Genomic DNA, 1132 nt, shown 5'->3' with positions numbered 1-1132 from the left:
TTTTTTTTTTTTTTTTATTTTTTTTTTTTTTTTTTTTTTTTTTTGTTTTTTTTTTTTTTTTTTTTTTTTTTTTTGTTTTTTTTTTTTTTTTTTTTTTTTTTTTTTTTTTTTTTTTTGTTTTTTTTTTTTTTTTTTTTTTTGTTTTTTTTTTTTTTTTTTTTTTTTGGGGGGGGGGCGCCCCCCCCCCCCCCCCACCCCCCGTTCTTCATGTTTTTTGCTGCTCACCTCATGAACCGCCTGAGTGACATCCACTAGCGTGATCGCCCGCTGTTTCTTCAGGCCCACCAGCGCTTTCTTCGCCCGGACGTCCTCTCCAATATGGGTGCGTGAAGGCGAGCCGGAAACGCGCCGGTCATCACGCTGCGCCTGCACCAGCCGCGCAACCGCCAATGCCGCGGACAGCCGCTTGTTCTCAATCTCCGCGCCCTGATCAATCTGCGTGATCCGGTCATATTCGCGACAGGGCAACACGCGGCCCGCCGCCTGAATCTCAATGGCTCCGTTCCGGTATTCAACGACCTCAACGTATTCATGCATCAGACGCCGGTTTGCCTCGGTGTCCTGCAACAGGTACATGACCCTGTCGTACTGCACCGTCAGCGCATTGGAGACCTTGCGCGCCACGCGATAGGCCAGGATCTGCTTCAGGTCCTCGTCGTCACGCAGCGGCCGGTGCGCGTTGTGGTCGCTCTTCGGTGGCTTGCCGAAGCGCCGGTTGAAACCGGCGATGAAGGAGGGCGCATACGCATTGGCCGCTTCGTGCGTACTGATGTTACGCAACCTCAGTTCCTTGACGAGCCGGTCCTGCAACGTCAGGTTGGCTCGCTCGACCCGCCCCTTGGCCTGACTCGTGTTCGCACAGAACGCCTCGATATTGAGCTGGTAAAGGGCGCGGCCGAACTGTGTGACGCCTTTGCCAGCCGTGCTCGCCCGATCCTTGACGTAGAAGACGCTGAACCTGTCGCTATAGAACGCGACAGGTTTGCCGTGTGCCGCCAGATACTTCGACAGGGCCTCAAAATAGCTGAAGGTCGATTCCGTGGCCGTGAAATGCAGCGTCATCAGCCGGCCCGTCGCATCGTCGATGAACACCAGCAGCGTGCAGGCCGGCGCACGCTCCTCGAACCAGCGG

1 protein-coding gene is annotated in these 1132 nt (G+C 53.6%); it reads right to left on the bottom strand.

Translation table 11 applies throughout. The features are described from left to right. Positions 1-1132: ISNCY family transposase (locus P0D89_RS53210; protein WP_408379675.1), on the bottom strand; the 1132-nt coding region annotated here is incomplete at both ends.

Source organism: Paraburkholderia sp. RL18-085-BIA-A (genome assembly GCF_046027075.1).
Lineage (GTDB): Bacteria > Pseudomonadota > Gammaproteobacteria > Burkholderiales > Burkholderiaceae > Paraburkholderia.
Note: the sequence above shows the minus strand (reverse complement) of the source record. Positions and strands in the feature narration are given on the sequence as shown.